Origin of the sequence: Corallococcus macrosporus (assembly GCF_017302985.1) — a bacterium.
Taxonomy (GTDB): Bacteria; Myxococcota; Myxococcia; order Myxococcales; family Myxococcaceae; genus Corallococcus; species Corallococcus macrosporus_A.
Window position 1 is genome coordinate 178,222 of record NZ_JAFIMU010000009.1, and the last position, 19,555, is coordinate 197,776.

General features: G+C 70.1%; 14 protein-coding genes. 6 read left to right on the forward strand and 8 right to left on the reverse strand.

Annotated features, from left to right (window positions below; genetic code table 11):
• Positions 1-28 precede the first annotated feature (28 nt).
• Positions 29-1,453 carry a VWA domain-containing protein gene (locus JYK02_RS28770; protein ID WP_207055826.1) on the forward strand — a complete coding sequence of 475 codons (1,425 nt, stop codon included), beginning with the start codon at positions 29-31 and terminating at the stop codon, positions 1,451-1,453.
• Positions 1,454-1,486: 33 nt separating this feature from the next.
• Here the strand turns inward: JYK02_RS28770 and JYK02_RS28775 are convergent, their stop codons facing one another.
• Together JYK02_RS28775 and JYK02_RS28780 are read right to left on the reverse strand one after the other, a co-directional pair.
• Complete coding sequence (locus JYK02_RS28775; protein ID WP_207055828.1) at positions 1,487-3,214, reverse strand: GMC oxidoreductase; 1,728 nt, start codon at positions 3,212-3,214, stop codon at positions 1,487-1,489.
• A gap of 169 nt (positions 3,215-3,383) precedes the next feature.
• Entirely contained in the window at positions 3,384-4,262 is an 879-nt protein-coding gene (locus JYK02_RS28780) for an aldo/keto reductase family oxidoreductase (protein WP_207055831.1), read from the reverse strand.
• 95 nt (positions 4,263-4,357) lie between these two features.
• Here JYK02_RS28780 and JYK02_RS28785 point away from each other — a divergent pair, with 95 nt between their 5' ends.
• Both JYK02_RS28785 and JYK02_RS28790 read left to right on the forward strand, forming a co-directional pair.
• Complete coding sequence (locus tag JYK02_RS28785; RefSeq protein WP_207055833.1) at positions 4,358-5,281, forward strand: LysR substrate-binding domain-containing protein; 924 nt, start codon at positions 4,358-4,360, stop codon at positions 5,279-5,281.
• A complete protein-coding gene (locus JYK02_RS28790; protein ID WP_207055835.1) occupies positions 5,278-7,074 on the forward strand; it encodes a DUF885 domain-containing protein in 1,797 nt (598 codons plus the stop codon). The genes JYK02_RS28785 and JYK02_RS28790 overlap by 4 nt, the downstream gene beginning before the upstream one ends.
• Before the next feature lie 3 nt (positions 7,075-7,077).
• Here JYK02_RS28790 and JYK02_RS28795 read toward each other — a convergent pair whose 3' ends face one another.
• A complete protein-coding gene (locus JYK02_RS28795) occupies positions 7,078-7,575 on the reverse strand; it encodes a response regulator (RefSeq protein WP_207055837.1) in 498 nt (165 codons plus the stop codon).
• Between the two features lie 197 nt (positions 7,576-7,772).
• Between JYK02_RS28795 and JYK02_RS28800 the strand changes: the two genes are divergently transcribed.
• On the forward strand, positions 7,773-8,375 hold the full coding sequence (locus JYK02_RS28800) for an RNA polymerase sigma factor (protein WP_347402608.1): 603 nt from the start codon (positions 7,773-7,775) through the stop codon (positions 8,373-8,375).
• On the opposite strand, the gene JYK02_RS28805 is transcribed toward JYK02_RS28800, so the two are convergent.
• Positions 8,358-9,503 carry a low temperature requirement protein A gene (locus JYK02_RS28805; RefSeq protein WP_207055840.1) on the reverse strand — a complete coding sequence of 382 codons (1,146 nt, stop codon included), beginning with the start codon at positions 9,501-9,503 and terminating at the stop codon, positions 8,358-8,360. The genes JYK02_RS28800 and JYK02_RS28805 overlap by 18 nt on opposite strands.
• 138 nt (positions 9,504-9,641) lie before the next feature.
• Here JYK02_RS28805 and JYK02_RS28810 point away from each other — a divergent pair, with 138 nt between their 5' ends.
• On the forward strand, positions 9,642-12,101 hold the full coding sequence (locus JYK02_RS28810) for an alpha-amylase family glycosyl hydrolase (RefSeq protein ID WP_207055841.1): 2,460 nt from the start codon (positions 9,642-9,644) through the stop codon (positions 12,099-12,101).
• A 70-nt stretch (positions 12,102-12,171) separates the two neighbouring features.
• Here JYK02_RS28810 and JYK02_RS28815 read toward each other — a convergent pair whose 3' ends face one another.
• Genes JYK02_RS28815 through JYK02_RS28830 form a run of 4 tightly spaced genes read right to left on the reverse strand, consistent with a single transcriptional unit; the run spans position 12,172 to position 18,853 of the window.
• On the reverse strand, positions 12,172-13,875 hold the full coding sequence (locus JYK02_RS28815) for a thiamine pyrophosphate-binding protein (RefSeq protein ID WP_207055842.1): 1,704 nt from the start codon (positions 13,873-13,875) through the stop codon (positions 12,172-12,174).
• A 29-nt stretch (positions 13,876-13,904) separates the two neighbouring features.
• Positions 13,905-15,428 (reverse strand): DJ-1/PfpI family protein, encoded by a 1,524-nt coding sequence (locus JYK02_RS28820; RefSeq protein WP_207055843.1) that lies wholly within the window; start codon positions 15,426-15,428, stop codon positions 13,905-13,907.
• The gene (locus JYK02_RS28825; protein WP_207055844.1) at positions 15,425-17,365 is read right to left on the reverse strand and encodes an AGE family epimerase/isomerase; all 1,941 of its coding nucleotides are present in this window, start codon (positions 17,363-17,365) and stop codon (positions 15,425-15,427) included. The genes JYK02_RS28820 and JYK02_RS28825 overlap by 4 nt, the downstream gene beginning before the upstream one ends.
• 39 nt (positions 17,366-17,404) lie before the next feature.
• Complete coding sequence (locus JYK02_RS28830; protein ID WP_207055845.1) at positions 17,405-18,853, reverse strand: GMC family oxidoreductase; 1,449 nt, start codon at positions 18,851-18,853, stop codon at positions 17,405-17,407.
• 169 nt (positions 18,854-19,022) lie between these two features.
• Between JYK02_RS28830 and JYK02_RS28835 the strand changes: the two genes are divergently transcribed.
• Positions 19,023-19,463 carry an ester cyclase gene (locus JYK02_RS28835; protein WP_207055846.1) on the forward strand — a complete coding sequence of 147 codons (441 nt, stop codon included), beginning with the start codon at positions 19,023-19,025 and terminating at the stop codon, positions 19,461-19,463.
• Positions 19,464-19,555: the final 92 nt, after the last annotated feature.

The following is a 19,555-nucleotide window of genomic DNA, read 5'->3' on the forward strand; positions in this document are numbered from 1 at the left end:
GGGGGTTCTCCAATGGCATGACGCCCTGATGCGTGGCGCGCTTCCCTCGCTGGAGGGACTCCAGTGGCCGGAGCGGTCCACCGCGGAGTTGCTTCAGCAGGAACTCTCTTCCCTGCGTCTGCCGCACTTCTGCCAGGGCGAGTCCTCTCTCGTCGAAGCCTTGCTGCTGGACATCCTTGAAGCCAGTTCGGCCGGAGCCCTGAAGCGCGCGGCGTGGGAAGCGTCGCGACTTCGGGAATTGATGGAGCAGGAGCGCACGCGTCAGCAGAAGGCTCGCGCCGTCTCGGCTTCATCTGCTGCCGAACCCACCTCCTTCAGGGCGAAGGGGAGGAAGATCGTCCTTGAGGAGGCGCCCAACGCAGCCACGCTCGCCGCGCTCCATGCGGAAGCCGCGCAATGGGCGAAGCTCCAGGAGCAGGGCGCGCTAAGAGAAGGGATCCAAACAGCCTGGCAGGAGCGGGTGCGAAGCTGGGCGCTGTTGGAGGAGGTCTTCGGCGAGCTCGCCATGTTGCTCGGGCGTGGCTGGGACCTGGGCCGGGGACTGCTCCGCTCGCGCGGGTGGTTGGAGACAGCACGGCTCCGTGAGCTGCTGGAGCGACTGCCTGCCTTGAAGCAGCTCATCCAGGCGCTGGGGCGGATGCGAACGTCGGAGGACGCATCCCTGCCTCCCGTGATGGAGACAGTCATTGGTCCCATGCGCCGGGTCCATGAGGAGCGCCAGGAGGTCCAAAGCCCCCTGGCCCGGTCGGAGACGCGCGGGGTCGAGCGCTCCGGAGACGTGCAGCGGATGCTTCCCCCGGAGGCTGTCCTCCTGGGGCACCCGACGCTGAGGTTGCTCTGGCATGCCCGCCGTGCCGAACGAACCTTGCTCACCTACAAGGTCGATGGGACCGAGCTGGAGCTCGTCCAGAGAGAAACCGAAGCAGATGAGGCCCGGTCGCGAGCCTCTCCGCCCATGACGCGCGGCCCCATCCTGGTCTGCCTGGACACGTCCGGGTCCATGGAGGGAACGCCTGAAACGGTCGCGAAGGCGCTGGTCCTGGAGGCAGCCCGTGTGGCCTTCGCGGAGAAGCGGGCCTGCTACCTCTACGCCTTCAGTGGTCCTGGAGACGTGGTGGAGCATGAGTTGTCGCTGACGGAATCAGGACTCGCGAGGCTGATGGCGTTCCTCACCCATTCCTTCGGTGGAGGCACGGACGTGGAAGTGCCTCTCAAGAGGGCCGTCTCCCGCCTGGACTCAGAGGCGTGGGCGCGAGCGGATCTCCTCCTCGTCAGTGATGGCGAGTTCGCTGTTCCGGAAGCGACTCGGAACCTGATGGTCCAGGCCTCCGCACGAAAGGGACTGCGTGCACATGGCGTCCTGATTGGCGCGGGCCACGGAGACGCCATGGCCGCGCTCTGCTCGCCGGTTCACCGCTTCAATGACTGGCGGGCGCTGCTCGACGGGCCCTGAGGAAAGCCGCTGGACCGATGACGGAGGGAAGGCTCAACCGCGGAGCCGGTCCGCCAGGTCCTGCGCCAGGCCGCACATGGTCAGCGTGGGGTTCCACGAGCCCGAGGTCGGAAAGAGCGCTCCGCCCGTCACGTAGACGTTGTGCACGCCGTGCGGGCGGTAATCCAGGCCCACCACCGAGGTCGCCGGGTCCGTTCCCATCCACAGCGGCGACGCTTCATGCACGATGATGTTCAGGCGGATGTGCTTCTTGCCGGGCCGCTCCGACTGCCAGGAGCCCCCGGTCCCGCTCGCGTCGTCGACCCAGTACTCCATCTCCGGCGCCGAGCCGGAGCACCCCGCGCGCCCGGCCAGCACGTCGAGCGTCTGATACGTCGCCTCGTCCAGCACGTCCCACAGGTGGTGGTCCTGCACCCCGGGCTGGAGCTGGAGCGTGATGTTGGTGGCGGGGTCGGTGCCTCCATTCATGCGGATCCAGTTGTCGGGGTTCTTCTCGCTGACCTCGCCCAGGGTCGCGCAGACGAACACGACGTAATCCTCGGAGCCCTTCAGCTGGGCCATGGACGCGACCGCCGCCGCGTCCGGGGCTTCGTGGGCGATGGTGCTCTCGTCCGCCTCCGGGTTCGCCGCGGCGAAGGCGCTGGCCTGCACGTGATACTGCAAGCCATTGGGCGCCTTGCCGTCCAGGTAGACCGCGCCAATCTCCAGCGACGACAGGTCCTTGAACGCCGAGCGCTTCACGCGCGCCGTGATGTGAGACATGAAGTGCCCGGTGTAGCGCTTGCCAATGTTCGGCAGGGCCTCCTTGAAGGAGTTCATCAGCAGCGTCGCGGGCGGAATGGTCCCCATCGCCAGCACGACCTTCGCCGCGCTCACCGCCAGCGGACCTCGGCTCGTCTCCAGCGCGGTGACCGTCCCGTGGCCGTCATGCACCAGGCGGTCGACCACGCAGTGGTCCACGATGGTCAGCGGCTGGCCCTTGCCCTGCGCCGCCAGGGCCTTCTGCGACTGCTGCAGGTCCAGCAGCGTGCCAACGGTGGAGTACTTGTAGAACTTGACCCCCTTCCAGGGCGGATTGCCCACGGCGATGGGCGCCGGGAACGCGTTCTCCGCCGAGGGCACGTAGCGCCTGAAGTTCTCCCGGAGGTTCACGTCGATCTGATGCTGGAGGCTGCCGTAGACGCCGTCGTGGATCCGGTCCATCGGCGTGACGTGCAGGAAGGCCCGGGCGCGGTCCCAGAAGCCCGGCTGGAGCGTGACGTCGATCAGCTCTTGCGGCCAGTCCCGCATGAGGTCAGGGCCCGGCGCAGGGCACCAGGCGCTCCAGTAGGTGGAGCGTCCGCCCAGCACGGGGATGTAGCCGGCCTGGAAGAACTCCAGCTCCGACGTCGCCATCCGCGCCGTGCGGGTCCAGGGATAGGTCGTGGGCGGCGAACCGGTCGCGGCCTGGAAGGCCAGCGGCAGCATCTGGTAGTGCGTGGGCAGCCAGAAGCCACCCCGCTCCAGCACCAGGATGCGCGCGTTCGGGTTGTGCTTCAGCGTCTGCTCGATGAAGGCCACCCCGGTGGGCCCGGTGCCAATCACGATGAAGTCATACGCGGAGGCCTGGATGTCGCTCCAGTCGCTCGGCTTGGCGAAGAAAGCCTGGCCGGCAATCTGATCCGCGCTCGCCTCCTGCGGCCCGGGCACCGGGTAGCCAAGGGAGATGCCCTTCGGGACGTTGCGGGAGCCAGCGAAGAACTTCTTGTAGTTGGCGGCCATGGGACCTCTTCACGCGAAGACAGGTGGAGGTGATGGCTTTGGGCATTGCAGAACACATGCCGCATTCCCAACACCTGTCATGGCGTGACCGCCCCGGAGCGTGAAGCCTCGCGGATGGACCGGGACGCGCGTCGCGTCAGGAAGCGCGCGCGTCTCTTCCGAACGCGGCTCAGCCGTGGGCGGCGCGGCCCATGGAGTCCAGCTCCCGGAGCGCATCCTCCGGCAGCTTGAGGTCGCCCGCGGCCAGGTTCTCCCGCAGGTGCGCGACGGAGGACGTGCCGGGAATCAGCAGGATGTTGGGCGAGCGGTGGAGCAGCCACGCGAGCGCGACCTGCATCGGCGTCGCGTTCAGGCGCTGCGCGACGGCGGACAGGGTGGAGGACTGGAGCGGGCTGAAACCGCCCAGCGGGAAGAACGGCACGTAGGGGATGCCGTCGCGGTCCAGCGAATCGATGAGCGCGTCATCGGCCCGGTGCGCCAGGTTGTACTGGTTCTGCACGCAGACGATGCGCACCATCCGGCGGCCCTCCTCGACCTGCGCGGGGGTGACGTTGCTCAGCCCGATGTGCCGCACCAGGCCCTGCCGCTGAAGCTCCGCCAGGACGCTCAGCGGCGCTTCGATGGAGCCTTCCGCGGGGCCGTGCGTGTCGAACATGATGCGCAGGTTGACCACGTCCAGCACGTCCAGCCCCAGGTTGCGCAGGTTGTCGTGCACGGCCTGCTTCAGCGCCTCCGGCGAATAGGCCGGGAGCCAGGACGCGTCCTCGCCGCGCCGGGCGCCAATCTTGGTGACGATGACGAGGTCGCGGGGGTAGGGCGCGAGCGCCTCGCGGATCAGCTTGTTGGTGACGTGGGGACCGTAGAAGTCGCTGGTGTCGATGTGGTCGACCCCGCGCGCCACGGCCTCGCGCAGCACGGCCAGCGCGGCGGCGGGGTCCTTGGGCGGGCCGAAGACGCCGGGCCCCGCCAACTGCATCGCGCCATAGCCAAGGCGCTTCACCGGACGGTCACCGAGGAGGAAAGTGTTGGACGGGTCGAAACCGGGCATGCTCCATCTCCTTTTTGGGATGACGCAGGGATAACCGGCGTGGGCGCTGGCGATAACAGGGCACGGCCCGAACAGGTTGTGCGGAGCGGCGGACAGTGAAGGTCGACCTGGGTGACTTGAACGCCTTCGTGGTGGTGGCGCGGGCCCGGAGCTTCCGGGACGGCGCGCGGACCAGTGGACGCAGTGCGTCCTCCCTCAGTGATGCGGTGCGCCGGCTGGAGGAGCAACTGGGGGTCAGGCTCCTCAACCGGACGACGCGCAGCGTGGTCCCCACCGAGGCCGGGGAGGGGCTGCTGGCTCGGATGGGCCCCGTGTTGAGCGAGATGGAGGCCGCGCTCGACGTGGTGAACGGCTTCCGCGTCAAACCCGCGGGGACCCTGAAGCTCAACGTGCCGGTCAGCGCGTCGCGGCTGGTCCTCCCCAGCATCCTCCCGGCGTTCCTCGCCGCCTATCCCGACATCCTCGTGGAGGTCATCTCCGAGGAGAGCTTCGTCGACGTGCTCGAGGCGGGCTGTGATGCCGGCATCCGCTACGACGAACGGCTGGAGCAGGACATGATCGCGGTGCCCATCGGGCCGCGCACCCAGCGCTTCGCCGCCGCCGCCTCCCCGGCGTATCTGGCGCGGCATGGCCGGCCGGAACATCCCCGCGACCTGCTCCAGCATGCCTGCGTGCGCGGCCGCTTCTCCAGCGGCGCCATGACGACCTGGGAGTTCGAGCGCGACGGCGAGGAGGTGCGCGTGGAGCCGACGGGGCCGTTGATTGTCGGGGTGGGTGGGGCGACCGACCTGGCCGTGGACGCGGCGATCGCGGGGACCGGCATCGTGTACCTCTTCGAGGACTGGCTTCGGCCGCACCTGGAGCGCGGCGCGCTGGAGCCCGTGCTCGAACCCTGGTGGCTGCGCTTCTCCGGACCGTTCCTCTATTACCCCGGCAGGCGCCTGGTGCCGGCGCCGCTGCGGGCCTTCATCGACTTCATCAAGCTGCCTCCCGCGACTCCTTCCCCCAAGGACCCATGAACGCACTGCGAACCCCCAGCGTCCTCGCCGCGTTGTTGCTGCTGTCCCCTGGCTGCACCTCGTCACGCCCACCGGTCCAGGCGGAGTCGCAGGCCTCCCAGGCCGTGGCGCCCGCGCCGTCCTCCGCGCAGGCCGCGCTGCGCGCCTTCGTGGACGCGCACTTCGAGGAGCACTTCCGCCGCTCGCCCATGTCCGCCACCTCCGCGGGCGTGCACACGTATGACGGCGAGCTGCGCGGCTTCCGGCCCGAGGAGCGCGCATCGCAGTTGGCGTACTACAAGGACCGGCTCGCGGCGCTGCCCGGGGCGGTGGACCGCGCCGCGCTGGCACCGCAGGACCGGGCCGACTACGACATCCTGGAGAACCACTTCCGCGCGCGCATCCTGGACCTGGAGACGGTGCGCTCGTGGGAGCGCAACCCGAACGCCTATCTGGGCTTCGCGTCCAACGCCGTGTACCAGCTCATCAACCGCGACTTCGCGCCGCTGGAGGAGCGGATGCGCTCGGCGGTGAAGCGCATGGCGGTGGTGCCGGAGGTCTTCGCGGTGGCGCCGGCGAGCCTCCAGAACCCGCCGAAGCTGTGGACGGAGATCGCGCTGGAGCAGGCGAAGGGCACGCGCTCGCTCTACGCGCAGACGCTGCCGCAGGCCTTCGCGCCGGTGAAGGACGCGGCGCTCCAGGAGGCCTTCAAGAAGGAGCAGGCGCGCTGCCTGGAAGCCATCGACGGATACATCCGCTTCCTGAAGGACGACCTGCTGCCCCGCTCGAAGGGGGACTTCGCGATTGGCGAGGAGACGTACCGCCAGAAGCTCCAGTACGAGGAGGGCGTCACCGAGAGCATTGATTCCCTGCTGGCCTGGGGGCGCGCGGAGATGAAGCGCACGCAGGACCAGTTCCGCGAGGTGGCGGGACGGATTGCTCCGGGCAAGCCCGCCATGGACGTGTACCGCGAGCTGGGCAAGGACCACCCGTCCGGCGCGGAGCTGGTGTCCACGACGACGGCGACGCTGGAGGAGATCCGCCAGTTCCTCATCGACCACCGCATCATCACGGTGCCCAGCGAGGTGCGCGCGAAGGTGGCGGAGACGCCGGTGTTCAGCCGCGCGCTGTCCTTCGCGAGCATGAGCACGCCCGGCCCGTTCGAGACGAAGGCGACGGAGGCGTACTACTACGTGACGCCGCCGGACCCGGCGTGGAACGCGGAGCAGACGGCGCAGCACATGAGCTTCTACAATCGCTACGCGCTGCCCATCGTCTCCATCCACGAGGCGTATCCGGGCCACTACGTGCAGTTCCTGTGGACCAATCGCATCCAGTCCAAGGTGCGCCGGCTGCTGGGTTCCGGTTCCTTCAGTGAAGGCTGGGGCCTCTACACCGAGCAGATGATGCTGGACGAAGGCTACGGCGGCACGGGGCCCCAGGCGGACAAGCTGCGGCTGAACCAGCTGGCGCTCTACCTCCAGCGGCTGGCGCGCTACGTGGCCGGTCTGTCATTGCACACGCGCGGGATGACGTACGACCAGGCCGTGAGCCTCTTCGAGAAGGAGGCCTACATGACGCGCATCAACGCGGAGCGCGAGGCGCGCCGGGGCACGTCCGACCCGACGTACCTGGTGTACGCGCTGGGCAAGAAGATGCTGATGGAGCTGCGTGAGGACGCGAAGGTGAAGTGGGGCAAGGACTTCAGCCTCCAGCGCTTCCACGACGCGGTGGTCTCCCACGGCTACCCGCCCGTGCCCATCGTCCGCCAGCTGCTGCTCGGCGAGGACACGGCGCCTTCGGCGTCACGTTAGGCATTACGGCGAGAGGCGCCCCCACGCTGTCTCCGCGGCCCACCGTCCGGATGCCGAAGACACAGGCATCCGGGCGAGGGCGGCTGGGACGGCCGGTCTCGCTGTAGCTGGCGGGCCGAGGGCGGGAGGACAGGCCGCCTGCGACTTCCGGCGCACGCTGGCCAGCGTCCGCGTCACCACCTGCTCGAACTGGTCCAGATCGCCAGACTTGGGCAGGAAGGCCAGGACGCCGGGCGCGTGGGGATTGCCGGAGGAGCTGTGCATGATGATGGGGAGGCCCCGGAGCGCCTCCTCCTGCACGAGCGCGCCGCACAGCTCCACGCCGTTCATGCGCGGCATCATCCTGTCCGTCACCACCAGGTCCGGACGCCGCCGCCGGGCCACCTCCAGGGCCTCCAGGCCGTCGCCCGCTCGAAGGACGTCGTGGCCCATCGACTCGAGGAGGTCGGAATAGAGCTCGAGGAGTTCGACTTCATCGTCAACGAGGAGAATGGTGCTCATGGCCGTGGCCTTCCTTTCCCGAGGAGATGGCCCGAAACCGCGTTCCATCCCTCTCTCTCAGTAGACCCCGGTCGCCCTCGCTGTGATGGCCACCGGCCCGCGCGTCACAACGGCGTCCCCGGCACTCCATCTCCATCTTCTTGAGAGTTTTTGAGAGAAGAAGGAGAGCTCGCGTGCAACTCGAGGAAAGAAAAAGAGTGGAAGACGACCTGCAAGCGCTCTGCGCTCGAGGCGAGTACAACCTCGCCGTCGAACAGGCGCTGAGCGCCTACGGGCCGGAGCTCCGCCGACTCATGGGCGCCGTCCTCCGGGACGAGGTCCAGGCCCAGGAGGCTTTCAGCCTCTTCTGTGAATGCCTCCTGAAGGGGCTGCCGGAGTTCCGGTGGGAGAGCTCCTTCCGGACCTGGTCGCAGCGCATCGCGCGGAATGTCTGCTTCAAGGTGCTGAACGCGCCCACCGTGCGGCATCGGCACGTCAGCCTGTCTGAAATCTCCGCGCGCTCCGCGCCCCGGCGCTCCACCACGCGCCCCTGGCAGCGAAGCACCGTCAAGGACCGCTTCCGCTCGCTCTGCGAACGGCTGGACCCCGAGCAGCAGAAGCTGCTGGTGCTCCGGGTGGATCAGAAGCTCTCCTGGCCGCAGGTGGTGCGCGCGCTGTCGGACTCCGGCGAGTCCCTGACGGACGAGCAGCAGGCCCGCAAGGCGGCGGCGCTGCGTCAGCAGTTCCAGCGGCTCAAGGCCCAGCTGCGCGCCCTGGCCATCGAGGAAGGGCTCATCGCGCAATCAGACACCCGCGCCTAGCGTGCGCCCGCGGCTGGGGTGCGCGACGAGCGGGAGGGCGGCGAGCGCCCCCGCGCTCCCGGTCAGCACGTACGGGGGAAGGGCCTCGCCGCAATGGCCCAGGAGCAGCATCGTGCCCGCGGCCCCCAGCAGCATCCCGGGCCGGAGGTCGCGCCCCGGACGCCCGCCGGTCGAGCACGCCATGGCGCGCAGGATGACCGCGAACGCCGCGAAGCCGCTGGCGGTGGCGGCACAGAAGAGCCACCGCGCGGCGGCGCTGACGGGCTCGCCGGGAGGACTGGCGATCAGCAGCTCCACGCCCGCTCCGCTCGCCGTCAGGCCCATCATCAGGAAGAGATGGGTGTAGACCCAGACCTGCGCCGAACGTCGCTTCGGGTGGACGGTGGCGTGCTTCTTGTCGAAGTAGAGCCACCCCATCGCGAAGGCGTAGGCGAAGGACAGCACGGCGGTCAGCACGGAGCCGGCGGCCCAGTGCTGACCGGTCACTCCGCCCACCACCGCGGCCACCGACTCGCCCAGCACGATGAGGGTGAACAGGCCAAAGCGCTCGGGCAGGTGCGCGGGGCTCAGCGGCAGCGCTCGCTGCTGGGGCCGGGAGGCCAGGGGGGTGAGCAGGTCGATGACGATGCCCGCGGCCCAGAGGCAGAAGCGCAGCGGGGACGGGACGAAGACCGAGGCGAGCCACGGCAGCAGCGCGAGCGAGAAGCCCACCATGTACCGGGCCGCCAGGGGCCGGGCCTGCGGGATGTGCCGCCAGGCGCGTGCGTAGAGGAGGATGAGCAGCAGCCGCAGCCCGCAGTAGGCCAGCGCCAGGCCGGGCGCGTGGGTGCCCGCACCGTCGTGGATCTGCACGGCGAGCGCCGCCACCCCCAGCATCTGGAGGGCGAGCAGCAGCCGGTCGGCGGCGTCGTCCGCGTCGAACCGGTCCGCGTAGACGGTCACGCCAATCCATGACCACCACACCGGGACGAAGAGGCCCGCGAACGCGGCGGCGCCCGGGAGCGTCGGGTCCTCCTTCAGCTCATGCGCGAGCCGCGCGATGGCCACGACGTACACCACGTCGAAGAAGAGCTCGGTCCAGGTGGCCCTTCGCTCCGGGTGATGCACGTGCTCGGTAGGGGGATGCACCGGTCACCTCCGTGTGGCCTCCATGGAGCTTCGGTGCGGGCGGTGTGATGGACGCGTGCCGACGGAGCGGGGCGCCGTCACGCCTCCGGGGAGGTGGATCAAGGACTCCGTCACCCCTTCCCAGACAAAGGACCCCGCATGCCCATCTCCGTCCAGTTCGAATACCGCACGGGATTGAAACGAGATGTCTTCCGGAATGTCCGGCTCACCGGGAGCTGGGACGCGCAAGGACGCGCCTCCGGCACCTGGTCGGTCATCCCCATGGCGCCGGCCCTCGCGGAGGATGGCTGCCCCTGCTTCCGCGCCACCGTCTCCTTTGACAGCTCCCAGGCCGGGACGTGCTTCCAGTGGGGCGTCATCGTGGACGGACCCGGTGGGGACGGCCAGTGGGGCATCCCGGCCGGGCCGCGCGAGCCCGTCTCCGCCGAGCCGGTCCGCGGCTTCGTGCTCGGCTCCGGGCCCTCGTGCGAGCGCTACCACCTCACGCAGGGCCGCCGCCTGGGTGCCCAGAAGCACTTCGTCCCGGGAGCGCCCCGGCCGCTGGCGCGCTTCGCGGTCTGGGCTCCCAATGCCAGACAGGTCGAGGTGGTGTTCGGCACGCAGGAGGGCGGCTACATCGCGGATGACGGGACGGGCCTGTCGCCCTCGCTCCCGGTGCTGCCCATGGTCCGCCAGGAGGGCGGCGTCTGGGAGACGTCCTGCGAAGGCCCCGGCGCCCTGGAGTTCGAGCGGCTCCGCTTCCAGCCCTACATGTTCAGGGTCACCAAGGCGGACGGGCAGGTGGCCTACAAGACCGACCTCTACTCGCGCTGCCAACTGGGAAGCGGGACCTCCAATCCCCGGGGCAGGCCCCACGCGGGAAGCCGGCGGGACGTGAACGCCACCGTGAGCTGCTCCGTGGTGGTGGACCCCGACCAGGTGACGAAGCATTTCCGCGAGCCGCGCTGGCCCGAGCAGGAGTTCCTTCCGGAGGAGGAGTTCTGGCGCGATGAGTTCCGCCCCGGACGGCCCGTGCCCACGCGCGTGGAGGACCTGGTCCTCTACGAGCTGCACGTCGGAGCGCTCGGCTTCGGTAGGGACGGGGCGGGCACCCTGGAGGACGCGATGGCGCTGCTCGACCACGTGGAGGCGCTGGGCGTCAACGCCATCGAACTGCTCCCGATGGCCGAGTTCGGCGGCCTGCCGAACTGGGGCTACGCCACCACGCACTACTTCGCCATCGAGTACGCGGGCGGCGGGCGCGACCAGCTCAAGCACTTCGTGCGCGAGTGCCACCGCCGCGGAATCGCTGTCATCATGGACGTCGTCTACAATCACTACCACCCGGACGCCGAGCGGGCGCAGTGGATGTATGACTCCAACGCGCACCCGGACAACCTCTACTACTGGTACGAGGGGCGCCCCGAGCACTACCCCGACTACGAGCGGGCGGCGGCTCGGCCCGGCACGACGGCCGCGCCAGGGCACGGCGGGTACATCGACAACCAGTCGACGGGGTACGCGCCCCGCTTCCACGAGGAGGCGGTCCGCGCGCTCTTCACCAGCAGCGCCGTCTGCCTGATGGAGGAGTTCCACATCGACGGCTTCCGCGTGGACCAGACGACGTGCATCCACAGCTACAACGTCCTCCACGCCCACGGGCAGCCGGCCTCCCGGACGAACATCGCCGGGGCACGGTTCCTCCGGGAGTGGTGCCGCACGCTGCGCCTCATCCGCCCGGGAGTGATGCTGATGGCGGAGGACCACTCCGGCTGGGATTCGGTGACCACCCCGGTGCCGCGGGGCGGCCTGGGCTTCGACGCCGCGTGGTACGCCGACTTCTACCACCACCTCATCGGGGGCCCGGCGCGGGGGAGGGAGTTCGCCAAGCTGCTCTGGACCTCCGGCCAGGGTGGAGGCGGGCCGCTCGCCATGGGCACCTTCGCCGGCGTGCTGGCCCGGACGGGGCAGAAGAAGGTCGTCTACCACGAGTCCCACGACGAGGCCGGCAACGGCGAGGGAACGCGGCGGACGCTCGTGGTCGCCGCCAACGGGGCGGAGCTCCAGGGCGACGTGCTCCGGGCCGCGGAGGCGCGCTGCCGGACCGTCTTCGGCCTCTCCGTGCTCGCGGCGGGCACGCCCCTGTTCCTCATGGGGGAGGAGGTCGGCGCCGCCCGGGACTACCGGTACGACACCTTCGTGAGCCAGCGGGAAGACCTGGTGGGGCTGCGGGAGGGGAGGGGACAGCACCTCTTCCGGTACTACCAGGAGCTCATCCGTCTGCGATTGGGCCAGGCGGCGTTGCGCTCGCGCGACCTGGAGGTCCTCCTCGTGCACGACGTCGACCGCGTGCTCGCCTTCCGCCGCTGGAGCGGGGCGGAGGAGTTCCTCGTGGTCGCGAGCCTCAACGACGCGCCGTTCCTCCAGGGCCTCGAGCTCGTGAGCCCCCGGCTGGGTACGGGCGCCTGGAAGGAGGTCTTCAACAGCGACGCCGGGCGGTACGGAGGGAGCAACGTCGGCAACCTCGGGGCGACGCTCCACGCGTCGGCGGACGTGCTGCGGGTCGTCCTCCCCGCGCGGGGCCTCGTCGTCTTCCAGCGGGTTGCCTCGCTGAGCTGAAACGACAGGGGCCAGGACCGGATTGCCTCCCGGTCCTGGCCCCATGTTTCATCGGTGTTTCAAGCGGGGCTCACTGTCCGCAGCGGCGGTCCGCGCCCGGGTCCAGCGGCGTGTGGGGGAGCACCCAGTCGATGAGGAACGGGCCGGAGGCCGACAGGGCCAGGTCGAGCGCGGGACCGATGTCCTGCTCCGTGCTCACCCGGACGGCTGGCACTCCCAGCGAGCGCGCGAGCTCCACGAAGTGGAGGGCCGGACGGGACAGGTCGAAGGAGCCGGGGAACGGATGCTCGGGGATGCCTCGCTCCTTCCAGTACTGGAGGAGGTTGAGGTCGAGCAGCCGGTAGCCCCCGTTGTTGCACACCACGAACTTCGCGCCGATGCCGTGGCGCGCCGCCGTCCAGAGCGCCTGGATGGTGTACATGCTCCCGCCATCCCCGGTGAAGCCGATGACGGTCTTGTCCGGATGGGCCAGCTTCACCCCCAGCGCCCCGGGAATCCCCACCCCGAGCGAGCCGCCCCGCGTCTGGAAGGAGTGCCCCGGCCTGCGCCCGGGCAGCGCGCGGGCCACCTCCGGCGAGAGCGTGAGCGCCTCGTCGAAGATGATGGCCTCGTCACCCACCCGCTTCGCCAGCTCGCGCAGGAAGAGGGCGGGTGGTGCCTCGCGTGTTTCACCGGGAGCCGTCCCGGCGGAGGCCCGTGCCCGCTCCAGTTCCTGTTGCTCCCGCGCGCGTCGCAGCCGCTCCGCCGCGGCCTCGCGCCGGGCCGGTGTCATCACCCAGGTCAGTGCCTCCGCGAGCGCCGCGAGCGTCCGCTTCGGGTCCGCCACGAGGCCCAGGTCCACCGGGAAGTTCTTGGCGATCTCATACGCGTCCAGGTCGACATGGGCGACCCGGGCGCCGGGGCGGAAGACGCCGGAGAGGGCGGGGAAGACCTCGGGAAAGACATACGTGCCCGTGATGAGCACGGCGTCCGCCCGCGAGACGACCGCCGCGCTGTCCTTGCCGAACATGTGACCCAGCAGGCCCCGGAACAGCGGGTGGGCCGCGTCCATGTTCACCTCGGAGCTGTTGGCGCCCCACACCTCGGCGCCGAGCAGCTCCGCCACCCGGGTCAGCTCCTCCTGGGCACCCGAGGCCGCCACGCCGTCACCGACGATGAGCAGCGGGTGCCGGGCCTCCGCGAGCAGCCGGGCCAGCGCCTTCACCGCCTCCGGCTCCGGCGCGGAGCGGGTGTCCAGCCGCGGCGTCGGGAAGACGGGCTCGTCGTTGGGCGCGTCGAGCACGTCCATGGGCAGGGAGACGAAGACGGGCCCCATGGGCGGTGTCGAGGCGATCTTGATGGCCCGCCGCAGCACCCGCAGCACCGAGCCCGCGTCGACGACGCGCGTGGCCCACTTGGTCACCGGGCGGGCCATGGAGACGAGGTCGCCCGCCATCTGCGCGTCCATCGCGTCGTAGGCGAGTCCGGCCTCTCCCGCGAGCACCACGAGCGGGGTGTTGCCGCGCTTCGCCTGGTAGAGCATCCCGATGCCGTTGCCCAGCCCCACGCTGGAGTGGAGCTGCACGAACGCGGGCCGCCGCGTCGCCCGCGCGTGGCCATCCGCCATGGCCACGGCCACGGACTCGTGGAGGCCGAGGATGTATTGGATGGATGGCACGTCGCGCAGGGCATCGAGGAAGCCCTCCTCGACCGTGCCTGGATTGCCAAACAGATAGCGCGTCCCCTCCGCGGCGAGCTGTTCGAGGAGGGCGACGCAACCGGTTCGCTTCTTCATGGGGCCTGCTCCTTTCGTGCGCGGTTGCATCACCACCCCCAGCGGCGCAGGCCGTGCTCCAGGACCTCCACCAGCTTCTCGCCCGTCAGCGTGGAGTCCGGGGTGGAGCGGCCCGTGACGAACGGGAAGTCCACGATGACCGACCGCTCCTGGCCGAAGTTGCCGTGGTACTGGCCCCCCGGCGCGGTCGCGTCGCGGAGGATGTACTCGAGCGGGTACGGCGGCGGGCCCATGTTGAAGTCGGTGCCCACGAAGCCGGTGCCGTCCTTGTAGTCGTACTCCAGGCAGTGGCCGGTCACGTGCTTGCCGCTCAGGATGCTCCGCCGGTCCTCCAGCTCGCGCGCGAACGCGAGGCAGGTCACGGCGTAGCACTCGGCGGCGATGGGCTTGCCCTGCTTCAGGAAGCCGAGGATGAGGTCGTGCACGCGCTGGTTGTTGGCCAGGTCGACGATGGGGCCGCTGCCGCCCACCAGCAGCAGCGCGTCGAACCGCTCGAAGGCGCGGAGGGCGTCCTCGCGCTCGCGGTAGTAGGCCTCCAGCGCACGCACCATCATGGGATGGCTGAAGTAGGGCCGCTCGGGCAGCAGCCTCGAGAGGTTCATCGGCGCATCGAGCAGCCGGGAGCGCTCGCCGCGCCCGGGGCCGGTGGCGTCCAGCAGGCCCACCTTGAGGGCCATCTGGGGGCTCGTCACCGGGCGCCCCAGGGGCGGGTCGACGTAGCTCGCATCCATGCTCGGAGGCAGGGCCACGGGCCTGCGTCCGTCCGGCGTGGCGAACTCGATGCGGTAGCCCTGGCGCTCGAAGACCTCCAGCGGACCCACCAGCTCCTCGCCCCAGTAGCCGTGGCTGGAGAGGACCACGAGGATGCTGCGCGGAGCGCCCTTCACGGGCTCGGGAGCCACCGCCGGCACCTGGGGCACGCGCCGCTCCACGAGCCGCTGCTGGATGCGCTGGATGAACGCGGAGACGTTCATGAACGAGCGCCCCGTCACCAGGTCGCCGTCCACCACCACGCCGGATGGATCCGGGGTGTAGACGCCGCCCGCGTTGAGCACGTCGGCCAGGACGACCTCGTGGCAGATGACCTTGCGCCCCGCGAGCAGCTCCGGCGTGGGCGTCAAGAGCCAGAGGGCGTGGCACAGCACGCCCTTGACGATGTCCGGGTTGCGCATGGCGCGGCTGAAGAACTGCACGGCGGGAGAGGTGCGGACCATCTCCGGGCGGATGGGCAGCGGCCTGCCATCGGGCCCGTCGGGCGGGACGAAGTGGCGCAGCCGCACGCTGGGATAGTTGGCCGCCACGAGCACGGCCGCGTAGTCCTCCGGCGCGGCCTTGCGGATGTCGCGCGTGACGGTCAGCAGCTTGGGCGTGCCGCCCACCTCCTCGACCTCGCTCACGAGGTTCAGGAAGGGGCTGCCATTGAGGTTCGCGAGGAAGTGGACCTCCGCCCCCTCCTCCCCGAACCGGTCCCTGTACTGCGCGATCTCCTCCGCGATGAACTGGCTTTCGACGAGGACGGCGATCTTCTTTCCCTTCAGGGACGGGGCGCTCATGACTTCCTCCGGAACTGGACGATGACGTCCGACCCCAGGTCCGAGGGCTCCAGGGGGAGCTGGAACCGGTGGGGGTCGAAGTTGGCCCGATGGCGGCCGTTGATGGTGACGCTCGCGATCTCGATGGAGCCGGGCTTCACGAAGTCCGGCAGCACGTTGATGGAGCGGAAGCCGCTGTCGGCGGACGGATGGAAATACAGACAGAAGCTGGCGCCCGGCGAGACGTAGGCGCACGTGTAGACGTGGGCCAGGTAGTTCAGCTCGAAGGAGTGGTAGCCCGCGACGGCGTACTGCCCCTTGTTGGCGAACGCGCCGTTGAGGATGGGGAGGCCGTCCTCGTTGACGCGGAAGAAGACGTTCTGGTTGTCCCGGTCCAGGAAGAACATGTTCCAGAACGCGGACATGGCGCGCGCCTGGTCCAGGTACTCCGGGTCCCCCGTCTGGCCATGGAGGATGAGGTTGGCGAGGATGGCCTGCTCCTGCTGCCAGAAGTCCTTCACGCTGCCCCAGGGGAACTCCAGGGGCTGGCCGTTGGTGGGGTGCCGCTCCACGGCGTCGAAGCAGCCGCCCCGCACGAGGTCGGAGCCGTGGGAGACCATCGCCCTGGCCAGCCGCTCCGCGAGCTGGAGCGAACGCCGCGCCTCCTCCTGCCGTCCGCGGGCGAGCTGGTCGTAGGCGACGCGCGTGAGGTTCCAGGCAATCTTGTAGTTGTGGCCCACGACGGCGCGGTCCTGCTGCCATCCCCACTGGTGGTCGGGCGTCCAGTCCGCGAGGAAGCGCTCATTCACATACAGCGAGTCGGGGTCCGGGAACTTCTCCAGGATGAGCCGCGTCGTCCGGTCGAGCATCCGCCGGCAGGTGTCGAGGAAGCTCGCGACGTCCGGGTCCGCGCCCTGCGGCAGCGGATCCAGGGCGAGGATGAGGTTGATGAGGTAGGCGGGGATGTGGTCCCCCACCGAGTTCCAATTCTTGCGTGACTGGAGCCGCCCGAGCGCCGCCGAGTCCGGCCGCAGGGTGACCGGGTCGAGGTGGGCGAAGTAGCCGTCGAGGCCGGGGAACGCGGCGTTGGCGTCCTTGCTGTCGAGGAAGAGCGTGTTGAACGTCCTGACGGTGCGGCGCAGGTCCTCCAGCACCTCGGGGTCGCCGGTGATGCGGTAGTACTGGGCAAGCCCGGCCAGGCCGTAGATCTGCTCGTAGAGGGCGATGGCGCCGGAGTCATCGCTGTTCTCCGAGGCGACGAGGGTGACGGTGCCATTGACGCCCTTGCGCCGGCCATAGGCCCAGAGGCAGGACTGCCCATCCGGACTGAGGATGCGAAAGGAAGACCGCTGGAACTGGATGCCCGCGGCGGCCGCCAGCCGGTAGCGGTGGTCGCCCGTCATCAGGTACGCCGTCGACAGGCCGTAGATGAGCCGGGCCAGGGTGGGCATGGCCTGGAGGTTGTCGTCCGTGGCGCCGCCGTAGAAGTCGAGGTGGGTGCGGTAGCGCGTGGAGAAGTCGTCCTCGCTGTAGACGCGCGAGTCACCGAAGAGGTCATCGAGCCACGCATTGGCCATCTGCCGCGTCTGGTTCATCCACCAGTGCGGCTCCTCGAAGAGGAAGCGCCGCGGCTCGGAGTGCATGCGGGTGACGGCGCGCGCGTCGTAGCGCACCACCCCGGCGTGCTCGAACCGGATGGCCCGGACGAAGACGGTGTCCTGGGGCCGCAGGTAGCGGGCGACCTTGCGGACCAGCTCGCTGCCCTCCTGTCCGGGGACGTCGGGCACCCGGTCATGCGACGTGCCGTCGATGTTGGTGAGGACCGAGAACGTCGTCTCGGCCCCGAAGTGGAGCGTCACGGTGTCGCCGCTTCGCAGCAGCAGGTCGCACTGGAGCTGCTCGGGCCGCGACGCCGTGACGGTTCCCTGGAGGGTGAGGGTCTGACAGAGGTTGTTCATGCGCGCTCGTGAGAGGGAGGTGCTGCGCTGTGGCTGTCTTTAGAGACAGGCATTGCGCGCTGTGACGTCGCGGGCGCGGAGGCCGTGCGCGGCCTGGAGCAGGTCTGCGCACTTCTCCGCGATCATCACGACGGCGGCGTGGCTGTCACCGGAGGGCAGCGACGGCATCACGCTGGCGTCCGCCACGCGCAGTCCGCCGATGCCGAAGACGCGCAGCTCCGGGTCCACGACCGCCATGGCGTCGAGCCCCATCCGGCAGGAGCCCGCGAACTGCTGGCCCGGTTCGGCGGCGCGCTGGACGAAGGTCCTCAATTGGGCCCGGCATCCCACCTCCGGGCCCGGCCGCAGCTCGCTGCCCACCTGACCGCGGAACGCCCGGGTGGCGAAGAGCTGCCGGGCCAGCTCCACGCCCTGCATCAGGCGCGTGAGGTCCGCCTCGACGGCCAGGTAGTTGGGATGGAGGAACGGCCTGGCGAGCGGGTCACGGCTCGCCAGGCGCACCCAGCCGCGCGACAGCGGCCGCACCACGCCCGGCAGGATGCTCACGGCATGGGGAGCCTTCTGGCCGGGGGGCGTGTCGGGCGGTCCGTGGAGGAACGCCAGCCGCAGGTCGGGCCCGAGCCAGCCGGGAGTGGAGTGGCAGAAGAGGGCGCTCTCGCAGGGGCCCGGCGGGGACGGGACGGGCGTGGGCCCGGTGCGCTCCCGGACGACGCTCGTGACGACATGGTCGTGGAGGTTCTCGCCCACCCCGGGGAGGGCGGAGTGCATGGGGACGCCAAGCCGCTCGAGCCGCTCGGGCTGTCCGATGCCCGAGAGCAGGAGCAGCCTGGGTGACTCCAGGGCCCCGGCGCAGAGCACCACCTCCTCGACCGCGTACGCGCTCTCGCGCCGGCCCTGGTGGTGGAACTCCACGCCCATGCAATCCGAGCCCTCGAAGAGCAGCCGGGTGGCCTGGGCGCCCGTCACGAGCGTGAGGTGGGGCCGCGCCCGCGCCAGCAGCAGGGTCGCGACGTCGACGCCGTGACGCCGGTCCGGCTGGAGGTGGAGGTGGTGCCAGCCGGCGCCCTCCATCCGGGGCCCGTTGAAGTCCCCAACGAGGGGATGGCCCAATTCCTGGCAGGCTTCGATGAAGGCGCCGGAGGCGGGGCTCGCCGCATCGCGCGGCGCGCTCGTCACAGCCTCGGCTTCCATCCTCTGGAAGTAGGGCCGCACGCTCCGCCAGGCCCAGCCCGGGCATCCCTGGTGCGCCCAGGCATCGAAGTCCGACGGATGGCCGCGGACGTGGACCCGGGCGCAAGCGGTGCCGCGCGACGCGTGGAGCCGCCGGCCCTCGAGCGCCATCTGGGGCTCGGTGCGGTAGGCCCGGGCCGTCCGGTCGTCCTCCATCTCCAGGAGCAGCACGCGGACCTCGGGGGTCTCCGTCAGCCGGTGGGCGATGACCCGGCCCGCCGTGCCGGCTCCCACCACGATGAAGTCATAGGCGTTCAATGTCTTGTCCCTCGCAGTGTCAGGACTGACATGGAGCGCGGGCGCTCATGCCGTGACGCCGCATCACACCGGGCACCTGGCGGCTCTTCCATGAGGCCTGTCCAGCGGCGCACCTGCCGCGTCAATGACAGGCGTTCCCCAAAGACAGACACACGAAAGGCGTCAGCCCATGCTCAATGAGAACCCCGCGAACGTCGAGTCCTCCCGGAGGGCGCGGTCCACGAGGGCGCGGATGGTGGACACGGTCTACAGCTACTTCGACGAGGTTCTGGGCCAGGGCCGGCTGGAGCTCATCGACGCGCTGACGACGCCCGGCATCACCCTGCGCGGCCCCGCGCGGCCGGAGTCGGGCGCCGGGCGGGAGGGCCTGCGGCGGTGGGTGCGCAGGCTGCGAGGGAGCGCGCCCGGCATCCAGGTCGCCATGGAGCGGCGCGCCATCCAGGGCAACAAGGTGGCGGTGCGCTGGCGTGCCGAGGGCTTGCCCCCGGGGCCGGTCCCCCGGGGCCTGTACGTCTTCGTGTTCGAGGAGGACCGGGTGGCCGAGCTCTGGATGCACGACCTCGACGCGGACTCCTGCTCCGACGCGGAGCTTCCGCTGCGCGCGGCGTGAGGCCGTCCGCGGCGCCTGCGCTACCAGGCCGGCGGAGGAAATCCCCGCGAGCGCGCAGCGGGCTGCCGTTCCCCTCCACTCCGGGTGTCTCT

Coding starts and splice junctions, on each gene's coding strand:
- JYK02_RS28770 (WP_207055826.1), top strand. CDS start 29: ATGCGTGGCGCGCTTCCCTCGCTGGAGGGACTCCAGTGGCCGGAGCGG.
- JYK02_RS28775 (WP_207055828.1), bottom strand. CDS start 3,214: ATGGCCGCCAACTACAAGAAGTTCTTCGCTGGCTCCCGCAACGTCCCG.
- JYK02_RS28780 (WP_207055831.1), bottom strand. CDS start 4,262: ATGCCCGGTTTCGACCCGTCCAACACTTTCCTCCTCGGTGACCGTCCG.
- JYK02_RS28790 (WP_207055835.1), top strand. CDS start 5,278: ATGAACGCACTGCGAACCCCCAGCGTCCTCGCCGCGTTGTTGCTGCTG.
- JYK02_RS28795 (WP_207055837.1), bottom strand. CDS start 7,575: ATGAGCACCATTCTCCTCGTTGACGATGAAGTCGAACTCCTCGAGCTC.
- JYK02_RS28810 (WP_207055841.1), top strand. CDS start 9,642: ATGCCCATCTCCGTCCAGTTCGAATACCGCACGGGATTGAAACGAGAT.
- JYK02_RS28815 (WP_207055842.1), bottom strand. CDS start 13,875: ATGAAGAAGCGAACCGGTTGCGTCGCCCTCCTCGAACAGCTCGCCGCG.
- JYK02_RS28820 (WP_207055843.1), bottom strand. CDS start 15,428: ATGAGCGCCCCGTCCCTGAAGGGAAAGAAGATCGCCGTCCTCGTCGAA.
- JYK02_RS28825 (WP_207055844.1), bottom strand. CDS start 17,365: ATGAACAACCTCTGTCAGACCCTCACCCTCCAGGGAACCGTCACGGCG.
- JYK02_RS28835 (WP_207055846.1), top strand. CDS start 19,023: ATGCTCAATGAGAACCCCGCGAACGTCGAGTCCTCCCGGAGGGCGCGG.